We start from the raw sequence: 9337 nt of genomic DNA, 5'->3' as shown, positions 1-9337 counted from the left end.
CCCCGCCGCGGACGAGGGTGTAGGTGATGAACACGTACACCGCGGCGGCGGCGGCCGACAGCCCGTGGGCGAGCGGCGCCCGGTCGAAGTCGGTGCCCCGGTCGGCACGCGGTACATCCTGTCGGTCAGGACAGCCGGAAGCCGAAGTCGGCGTCGATCTCCCGGACGTCCAGTTGAGCACGCTGAAGGGTCCCGGCGTAGTCCCAGTTCATCGACTGCCAGGAGGTGAACTGGTCAATGACCCAGATTCCCGACTGCCGGCTTCCATTGCCCGAAAGACCGTTGCCGCCGAAGGGCAGATGCGCTTCCGCGCCGACCGTCGAATTGTTCACGCTGATCATGCCCGCCGTGCACCGTTCGCGGAAGGAGAATGCCGTACGGGCCGATGCCGTGTAGATCGCCGCCGAGAGCCCGTACCCATGGCCGTTGGCCAGGCCGACGGCCTCGTCGAACGTGTCGTACGGCATGACTGATGAGATCGGCCCGAAGGTCTCCGTCCGGTAGAGCTCGTCATCCGGCCGGACACCCGCCACGATGACGGGGTGCGCGTAGACACCGGCGTCCGGGTCGCCCACAAAACCCTTGCGAGGGTTGCCCGTGGTGATCCGGCCGGTGGCGTTCGACCCGGAGAGTGTGTGGTGCGGCCGCACAAGCTCCAACGAGGCGAGGAAGTCATCGAGGTACCGCTGACCGATGAGAGGGCCGTAGAAGACACCGTCATGGCGCGGATCCCCGATCACCAGGTCCTCGACGGCCTCCGTGAACCGGGCCAGGAACTCGTCATGGACATCACGATGCGCGATCACCACGCCCAGTGATGTGCAGCGCTGTCCGGCCGTCGCGAAACCGCTGAACACCGCGCCCTGAACCGCGAGCTCCAGATCGGCATCGGCTTCGACGACGAGGGGGTTCTTCCCTCCCAGTTCCAGGCACGGGGACTGAAGATAGCGTCCGGCCAATTCGCTCACCCGGCGACCGGCCCGGGTCGAGCCGGTGAAGCCGATCTTCTGGACGAACCCCGCGCCGAGTGCCCGCTCCAGGCCTTCATAGGTGGCAGCGCCGTCGGCGTGCACCAGGCTCAGTACGCCCTCGGGCACCCCGCCGACACGGAACAGCTCGAAGAGTGCCTCCGCGACGGCGACCGCGGACTCCGACGGCTTCCACACCACCGTGTTACCGCAGAGGAGAGCGGGCACGAGGTACCAGGCAGGGACCGCGGCCGGGAAGTTCGCCGCCGTGATCACCACTGCCGTACCCAGGGGCTTCCGGTAGGTGAACAACTGCTTGTCCGGCATCTCGCTGGGCACCGTCTGACCGTACAGACGGCGTCCCTCACCCAGAAAGAAGTCACAGGTGTCGATGACCTCCTGCACCTCCCCCAAGGCCTCCCCGAAGGGCTTGCCCGTCTCCCTGGTGATCAGCGCGGCCAGCGCCTCCTTGTTGGTGGCCACCAGCCGCCCGACGTTCTGCATCACCCGGCCGCGGAGAGGCGCGGGCCACGCCGCCCACCCCGGCTGCGCCCCGCGAGCGGTCCGGGCCGCTCCGACCAGACCGTTCCCGTCATCGAGCTCCCGCTCGGCGACGATGTCGGTCCGGTCGGCAGGGTTGCGAGTCACGGTCACTCCGCGGGCCGCGTTCCTCGGCTCAGCCATCTTGGCCAGTCCTCTCCTCATGGCGTGAAAAGTGGTTGTCAGGCAGTTGTCTTCTGCTGCCGTTCCGTCTCTGTCAGCAGGAACTCGCCGAGCTCTGTGACAGTCGGGTGGTCCCATACCGCCGTGGGATTCACCCGGATCCCGAGCCGGTCCTCCACATCCGCCGTGAAGGCGACCACCGCGATCGAGTCGAGCCCGTACTCGCCCAGGTTCTGGTCGGGGTCGACCGGCCCGTCCAGGTCGGGCACGTATGCGCCGACGCACTCGGCAAGCCAGCTCTTCAGCTCTTCGGAGGACATGGGGTGCGGCTTGGCTGTTTCTTCCATACGACTACTCCTCATAAGTCGAGAATGACGGTGATTGCGTGTGAGGGCGTCCCGTCACCGATAGCGACGTGCCGAAACCCCGAAGCTCGCTGTGCGGTCGTACCGGTCCAGCAGCTCTTCGATGAGCACCCCTTCAACCTCCGGCGACACGTCCTCGGGCCGGCCTGCCGCATGGCCCGTGAGCCGGGTGAGTGCCGCAGCCGCCCACTCCGGGCGGGCCAGGAAGTCACCGGATTCCGCGTGCCGCCAGGTGCCGACGCATGCGCCGCTGGCGAGCGCCGCCGCGTACCCGGCGGCGAGGTCACGTACCTCGACCGCGGCAGCGATCGACAACTCCCGGGGGCTGAGCCCCGCGCAACCATCGGCTACCGCGCTCAGAGCTGCCACCCGGGCCTCTACCAGCGGGCGGAGGGATCCGGGGATATCGTCGTCGAGCGCCGTGGCAAGTGTGCCGGCGAGTCCGTCCCTGCGGCCCACGGTCAGCTCCAGGCCCGGCAGGTCGAGGGCCGGCAACTCGCTCTCGGCTGTCAACATGGCGGTGGGAGCCGGTGCGGGGTCCCGCCATGCCCGGCGGGCGAGCACGGGCAGCTGCGGCAGCATCGCGGATAGACAGGCAGCGCGTGCAATGTGCCCGAAGGCGACCGGCTTGATGTCACGGGTCATCTTCTGGAACACCGCGTGGTCACCGTCGCGACGATAGAACTCGGCCCCCATCACAAGGGACAGCTGTTCGACCGCGTCGAGCAGCACTCCGGCCAGAAGGTACTTCACCGCGGGTGCGTAGAGGCTGCCGAGCTCCGGCTGCACATGCAGCGACCGGGCGGCGGCTGCCGCGAACGCCTCGCACAACAGCAGATCGGCGAACACGTTGGCCAGGGTGGTACGGACCACCGGAATGTCCGCGACTCCGCGGCCGTAAAGCCGACGGGAGAGAACATGGTGCAACGTGACGCGAAGGGCGGTGTCCAGCATCGCGGTGCTCATGGCCGGGAGGGCCATGCGGGTCAGCTGAAAGGCGCGACCCACGGTCTCCATGCCGGTGCCGGGGTCGCCGAGCAGCGTGGACGTGTCGATGGAGCAGTCGTCCAGGGTGATCCCGCCCAGCCTCACGCCGCGCATGCCGACCGAGCGGAACCGGGGCAGAAACCTGACCCGTTCCGGGTCGAGTGCCGCTACCGGAACAAGAAGCTGGGAGTTGGCTCTCGGCCCCCCGCCGGGATCAGTGCGGGCGAGGAACACCACGGCGTCGGCCCGGTCCAGATTGGTGATGGACTCCTTACGGCCGCTGAGCACGAGTCTCCCGTCCACAGATGTGGCCGCGAACTCCACGGAGCCGATGTCGTTGCCGTGCGCCAGTTCATGGAACGCACACGAGATCTTGTCGCCACCCAGCAGGAGATCGGCCGTGTAGCGGCGCTGCTCGGCCGAGCCCGCGGTCCACACGTTGACGGCTCCGAGCAGCGAGCTGGAGCAGTGGCCCAGCCCCAGGCTTGGATCACGTCGGTATACCGAGCGCATCAACTCGACGAGGTGATCCACCCGTGCCAGGCGACCGCCCAATTCGGTGGGCACGAACTCCGCGAGGATGCCGAAGCCGTCCAGCGCAGCCCTGCCGCCTTCCGGGGTTTCCTCCTGTTCATCGGCGGCCACTACGGCCGCGAAGCCCGCCGGGTTGGCCGGGTCCCACGGGTCGCCCAGTTCGTCCTCCAACGTCTCCATCCGAGTGAGAGCGTCGGCCGTCATGGCGCTCATGCGGGTACCGCCGAAGCCGGGCCGAGCAGGGAGACATGGGCGCCCTCAGCACTCAGCAGGTGATCGCAGAGCTCGTCGAAGACCCCATTGGCATCCGGCGTACGCACTCCAAGACCGTTCAAGACCAAGGCGAGACAGCCCCGCAGCCACCTGCCTTCGTGCCACCCGGGACGGAAGTGATGTTGCGGATTGGCGTGCCACAGCGCGATCGCCGCAGCTCCGGCGAAGCACCATTCGTAGCGCTCCGCAAGCCGCATCACAGCAGTGTCCGGCGGGCCGGCTGTTGGACGGAGGCCACTGATGGACTCGTTCACCTCGTCGGCGGCACGGAGCAGTTCGACGGCCATTCGGCCGACTGCGCCGGACGGCTCGTCGGTGAACCGGGCCACGAGTCCCTTCAGACCACTCAGCACCGACTCACCCCGCGCCGTCACACTGAGCCGGACCGGGTCCAATGGCGCCGCTGCGGCCCCTTTCACCAGCCATGCTGTCACGGGGCGGTCGGCCGTGGACGTCGAGCGGCGGCCGCGGCGCAGCAGAGGCAGGCTCGATGCAAGCGCGCTGCGGTTCACCCAGGTGCTGCCGTCGAAGATCGACACGATCTGGTGGTCACGCTCGACCTTGGCGAAGCCGCCGTATCCTTCGACCTCGGTCAGGAAGCCACGGGCGCCCAGCAACTCGGCAACAAGACTCAACTGCCCCTGGACGAGAGTTGGGACCAATGCCTTGGTGACCGCGGAAACCGTGCTCAGTTCCTCAGGTGTTTCGTGAACCGACCGCGCCGCCGTGTACGAGACCGCCTCCGCAAGCATCAGCCGGGCCACCGCCTGTCCGGCGGTGACACGCGCGTGCGGGAGTTCGGCCAGGCCCCGCCCGTGCAGCCGGCGCTCGAGGAGGAACTTCCGAGCCAGGCGCAGACCGTGATCCGCAGCACCGAGCGACAGTGCCACACACGCGATCCTTGTCAACTGCAACGCCTTGATTACCAGCTCAAGGCCCTCGCCTACGGTGCCGACGAGCGCGTGGCCGGGAACAAAGGCGTCCCGGAACTCCACCCCGCTGATGTCCGCACCACGGATTCCGTGCGTCGGCACCTTCGGCAGCGGCCGCACGGATCCGGAACCCACGTCTTCCTTGTCGACGAGAAATACGCTGAACCCACGTGGGCCGCCCTGGGGGTCGGTACGCGCCAGTACGGTCATCAGCCGTCCGCGGGTGGCGTTGTTCACCGGCCATTTGTACCCGGTCAGCCGCCATCCCGCCCCTTGCCGGGTCGCGGTCAGCCGACCGGCGAGCAGGTCGCTGCCGCCGCCCGGCTCGGTCAGTCCCCAGGCCACGGCCTCGCCGGCCCTGATGTACCGTGCGGCCCGGGTGGCCGCCCTGACGTCCCCCGACGCCCACACCGAAGCGGCCCCGAGGAAGGTCTTGCCGTGCGCCACCGCGACAGTCAGGTCCTGTGCCGCGACAGAGCGGAGGAGCGTGTGCATCTCGTCGACCCGCTCCAGCCGGCCCCCGAACGCAACGGGTACGTAATAGCCGGACAGCCCCCACTGATCGAGTGCTGCGCAGGCTTCGGTCGGGAAGGTCTCGGCCCCGTCGTGCGAGGTGAGCAGGGCCGGATCAAACGAACCGCCCGGCAGCGCCCACTCTGCGAGCATCGCCGCGAACTCGGATGTGCTCAACTCGGCTCTCCTGCCACGGATGCCACCGGCTCCGCCCGAGGTACGTATCCATCCGCCCACAGCGGTTGCAACTCGCCCTGCAAATACAGCGAGCGCATCACGGAGCGCTGGACCTTTCCGCTCGTGGTACGCCGCACTGCGCCGCGCCGCACGATCAGCACGGCATCCGCGCGCAGGCCGAATTCGCGTGCGACAGTGGCCCTCATCCGGGCGCCGAGTCCGGATAGTTCCTCTTCGGGTGCCCGGCGGCGAACCTCATGAATGATCACCAGGCCCCTGTCGTCGCCCTGCTCGGTGGGAACGGCCACCACCGAGCCCACGACGTCCCGCAACGGCTGGTGGTGACGCCGCAGTTCGTCCTCGACATCATGGGGATAGATGTTCCGGCCTCGGATGATCATCATTTCCTTGATGCGCCCGGTCACATACAGCTCGCCACCGACCAGCACACCGAGATCCCCGGTCCGCAGAAAGCCGTCCTCCTCATGGAGGCGTCGACCGAAGACCGCTCGAGTCGCCTCGGCATTGCTCCAGTAGCCCTGGACAATGGACGGGCCGCGCAGCCAGATCTCTCCGACGGTGCCGGGTGGGCATTCCGACAGGGTTCGCGGATCGACGATCCGGACGTCCAGGTCCAGCGGTGCACCACAGCTGACGAGGGCCCGGCCGACGCCGCCCGCCACGGGTGGTTCCACTCGGTCCCGTTCCAGCGCGCCCGGATCGCAGTGCAGAACTACAGGAGAGCGTCCGGGTGTCGCGGAGACGAGCAGTGTCGCTTCCGCCATGCCGAAGCACGGTACGAAGGTCTCGGGCCGGAATCCGGCCGGAGCGAACCGACGGGTGAAGTCATCGAGGACGCGTGCGTTGACCGGCTCGGACCCGCTGACGGCGAACTTCCAGCCCGATAGGTCGAGCCCGCGGACATCGTCCTCGGAGATCCTGCTGAGGCAGAGTTCATATGCGAAGTTCGGGGCAGCGGTGAGGGCGATGTTGAAGTTCTCGATCATTCGCAGCCACGTCTGGGGCCGGCGCAGAAAGGCCCCGGGGCTCATCAGCGCAGTGCCGCAACCTGCCAGCAGCGGCGACAGGATCAACCCGATCAGTCCCATGTCGTGATAGTTCGGAAGCCAGCCGCCGAACCTCTCGCCGTCCTCCATCGGGAAGGCCGCTGCCGTAGTTGCCGCATTCGTCAGCAGATTGCCGTGGGTGACCACGCTCCCCTTGGGATCGGTCGTGGAACCGGAGGTGTACTGCAGCACAGCCACGGTTGTCCGGTCCGCCTCGTGCACTTTCAGATCGTCGGCGCGGCGTTCCGGGTCGAACTGCACCGAGAGCACCGGCAGGGCAAAGCCCTGCTGATCGGCCCAGTCGACGACTTCGCTGTGCTCATCGGGCGTGGTCACCACGGAACTGACCCCGGCATCCCTGGCGATGCCGAGCACCCTTCTGCGGTCCTGTTGATAGCGGCCTGGCAGGGAGGACGGCACAGCAGTCAGACCTGCGTAGATGCATCCGAGGACGGAGACGACGAACTCGGCCGAAGTCGGCTGGAGCAGCAGAACGCGCGAGCCGGCCGGGCATACCCGGAGGATGTCTGCTGCAAAAACACGTGCGGCCTGGTCGAGTTGGGCATAGGTGAGCCACTGGGCAGATTCCGGATCCGCCGGATCGCCGACGATCGCAATCGCCGGCCGGTCGCCACGTTCATGCGCATGCAGCGCGAAGATTTCGGACACACTTTTCGCACCGAGGAGATCCACCATTCTCGTGTGCTCCTGTTCCAGAGGGACTCGGGGCCTTCTTCGCCTGGCAGCAAGGCCGCTCCGCCGATTACCGGTAAGGCCTCCAGCGGCCGCACCGGCCATGGAGACGAAGCCGTTCAAGCACGTCGGACCGGAGAGACGAGAGCCGGTCCTCGCTTCCGCGCCACCGCGCGTCACCCATTCCAGCCCCCGCAGCTTGTCATAGAATTTGACAGCCATGCCATGCGTCCGGCACAACACTATGCAGGACACTGTCAAATCTCAAGCAAAATCTGACAGATGGCGAGTCAATATGCTCTGACCTGCTATCACCTGGCCGCAGCGACGCTCGCGTACCATCGGAACGTGATCACGCGCAGACCTGATGCCGCGCGTCGAATCACTGCTTCGGGATGCTCAAACAGGTCCTCTGGAAGCATGGTTGAGGTTATGGCGCGCTGGACGAATGCGACACCGCCGACGCTATGGTTGGCACATGCCTTCCCTGCCGGACAACGTTCCGCCACGAATTTCCGAAGTCGATCGTGACGCCGCTGTTGAGCGTCTACAGGACGCATTCGCCGAGGGGCACATCTCCTCCGAGGAGATGGACAGCCGCCTTCAAACCGCGCTGACCGCGAAGACTCGGGTCGAGCTGGCATCGGCTCTGGCCTCACTGCCCGACGGGGATGCCGGCCACAGCGTCACGGTGAACGCCGTCGGCGGCTTGATCCATCGACGCGGACGGTGGCGGGTCCCCCGGCACCTCAGCATCAACTCCGGGATGGGCAAGGTGTACCTGAATCTGTCACGGGCGGTCATCGACTACCCGGTGATAGACATCGAGCTCCATCTGCAGTACGGGTGGGCTCGGATCATCGTTCCAGCCGACGCACAGGTCGACTTGGAGGACCTGCACGCCGACTGGAAGCAGCCGGCGTACACACCTCCGCGTTACAGCGAGGCGAACGGGCTGCGCATCCGGATCTCCGGGACCATGGGGCACGGCCGATTGCGAGTCAGGCACCAACGCGGCTGAGCTCGGACGGCAAACCTGTCGGGGCAGCGGCACAAGGCTGTTCAGCAGGGCATCGCTCGGTTGTCATGACCCGGCGTCAACCACGGAGCGTGCGCCCTTCCGCATCGGTCTTGTCATTGCTGAGCAGCAGCAGGACCCCGTCGAACAGGGTCCAGACACCCAGGCCGCCCAGCGTCACGAGTTGAGCAACGGCCATGCGGTTGTGCCCGGTGTAGAAGCGACCAATGCCCAGCGGTCCGAGGACGATCGAGAGCACCCCCGCCACCGTCTTGGACTTGCTGGAGTAGGGGCGCCCGAATGGGTCGTATCCATACGGTGCACCGGGGCCGGGCGGGCGGCTGATGGGCTTGTCGTCCCCGCCCGCACGAGGGTGTCCTAAAATCGCCTCGTCGGATTGATGCGGCTTCTCGATTGGGGAGCTGTTGGGGTCCGAGTAGCTCACGCGGGAAATCCTCCGAGCACAGGTAGATGAAGATCGATACGGGAACAACCACGTTGAGGGGGCGACTCTCAGAACCCCGCTTGGCAACGCAGGCGCCTCTCTCTCAGACTCCGCAGACCGGGCCAGCGCTGTCCAGTATGGTTCCGGACTTTCACCGGATCAGTAGTTGATCAGCAGCCGGTCCGGGCTGAACGCGGGCAGTTCGGTCGACATCGCCCTGCAGCCGGGCGCGTCCGTCTAATCAGGCTGCGGCTCGGCCCGAGTCTGCGGGCTCCTCCTCGGCCAGGCCACAGGAGAAGGGAAAAGCCTCGGGGAACTCCCGCCGACCCGACTCGGTCTCAGCCACGGCAAGGCCGGCCATCATCGACCGTTTTCGGCGGCTGCCGGTCCGGCACATCAGCTGCGACATCGACACAACCGACTGGATCTCGACGGCCCGCCGGCAGACTACCCCCCGCGCACGTGAGCACGTGGACATGGAGTCCACCCCGACATGCCCCAGATCTCCAGTGCCGGGGCCGCCCTCACCGCCCACCCCAACCCCGTCCGCGCACCCCTCGGCCTCGTCGTCCGCCCCTCCTCGGAAGGCGCCGCCGGACCGCCCGGCCCCCAACCGGTTCCCGGGAACAGCGGAAAGGCGGTACCGGATTACTCCGATACCGCCTGCGACCTGCTTCAAGAGCTGGTCGGGACGACAGGATT

8 protein-coding genes and 1 pseudogene are annotated in these 9337 nt (G+C 67.1%); 2 read left to right on the top strand and 7 right to left on the bottom strand.

Annotation, left to right across the window (positions count from 1 at the left end; translation table 11 throughout):
• The 6 genes and pseudogenes from ACWDR0_RS33850 to ACWDR0_RS33825 form a co-directional block, all read right to left on the bottom strand.
• Positions 1–181: pseudogene (locus ACWDR0_RS33850) on the bottom strand (hypothetical protein); the annotation flags it as partial.
• A complete protein-coding gene (locus tag ACWDR0_RS33845; RefSeq protein WP_456355668.1) occupies positions 126–1616 on the bottom strand; it encodes an aldehyde dehydrogenase family protein in 1491 nt (496 codons plus the stop codon). The gene ACWDR0_RS33845 and the pseudogene ACWDR0_RS33850, both read right to left, overlap by 56 nt.
• 74 nt (positions 1617–1690) lie before the next feature.
• Positions 1691–1978 (bottom strand): acyl carrier protein, encoded by a 288-nt coding sequence (locus ACWDR0_RS33840; protein WP_456355667.1) that lies wholly within the window; start codon positions 1976–1978, stop codon positions 1691–1693.
• A 54-nt stretch (positions 1979–2032) separates the two neighbouring features.
• Positions 2033–3730: an acyl-CoA dehydrogenase gene (locus ACWDR0_RS33835; RefSeq protein ID WP_456355666.1), complete on the bottom strand. Its 1698-nt coding sequence runs from the start codon at positions 3728–3730 to the stop codon at positions 2033–2035.
• Positions 3727–5412 (bottom strand): acyl-CoA dehydrogenase family protein, encoded by a 1686-nt coding sequence (locus ACWDR0_RS33830; RefSeq protein WP_456355665.1) that lies wholly within the window; start codon positions 5410–5412, stop codon positions 3727–3729. The genes ACWDR0_RS33835 and ACWDR0_RS33830 overlap by 4 nt, the downstream gene beginning before the upstream one ends.
• Positions 5409–7175, bottom strand: a complete 1767-nt coding sequence (locus ACWDR0_RS33825; protein ID WP_456355664.1) for a fatty acyl-AMP ligase — start codon at positions 7173–7175, stop codon at positions 5409–5411. The genes ACWDR0_RS33830 and ACWDR0_RS33825 overlap by 4 nt, the downstream gene beginning before the upstream one ends.
• Positions 7176–7650: 475 nt before the next feature.
• Here ACWDR0_RS33825 and ACWDR0_RS33820 point away from each other — a divergent pair, with 475 nt between their 5' ends.
• Complete coding sequence (locus ACWDR0_RS33820) at positions 7651–8193, top strand: DUF1707 SHOCT-like domain-containing protein (protein ID WP_456355663.1); 543 nt, start codon at positions 7651–7653, stop codon at positions 8191–8193.
• 76 nt (positions 8194–8269) lie between these two features.
• Here the strand turns inward: ACWDR0_RS33820 and ACWDR0_RS33815 are convergent, their stop codons facing one another.
• The gene (locus tag ACWDR0_RS33815) at positions 8270–8635 is read right to left on the bottom strand and encodes a TM2 domain-containing protein (RefSeq protein WP_456355662.1); all 366 of its coding nucleotides are present in this window, start codon (positions 8633–8635) and stop codon (positions 8270–8272) included.
• A 493-nt stretch (positions 8636–9128) separates the two neighbouring features.
• Between ACWDR0_RS33815 and ACWDR0_RS33810 the strand changes: the two genes are divergently transcribed.
• Positions 9129–9337: hypothetical protein (locus tag ACWDR0_RS33810; protein WP_456355661.1), on the top strand; the 209-nt coding region annotated here is incomplete at its 3' end.

It is taken from the genome of Streptomyces sp. NPDC003691 (assembly GCF_053981115.1).
The sequence above is the reverse complement of the archived record's forward strand: the minus strand, read 5'-3'. Positions and strand labels throughout refer to the sequence as shown.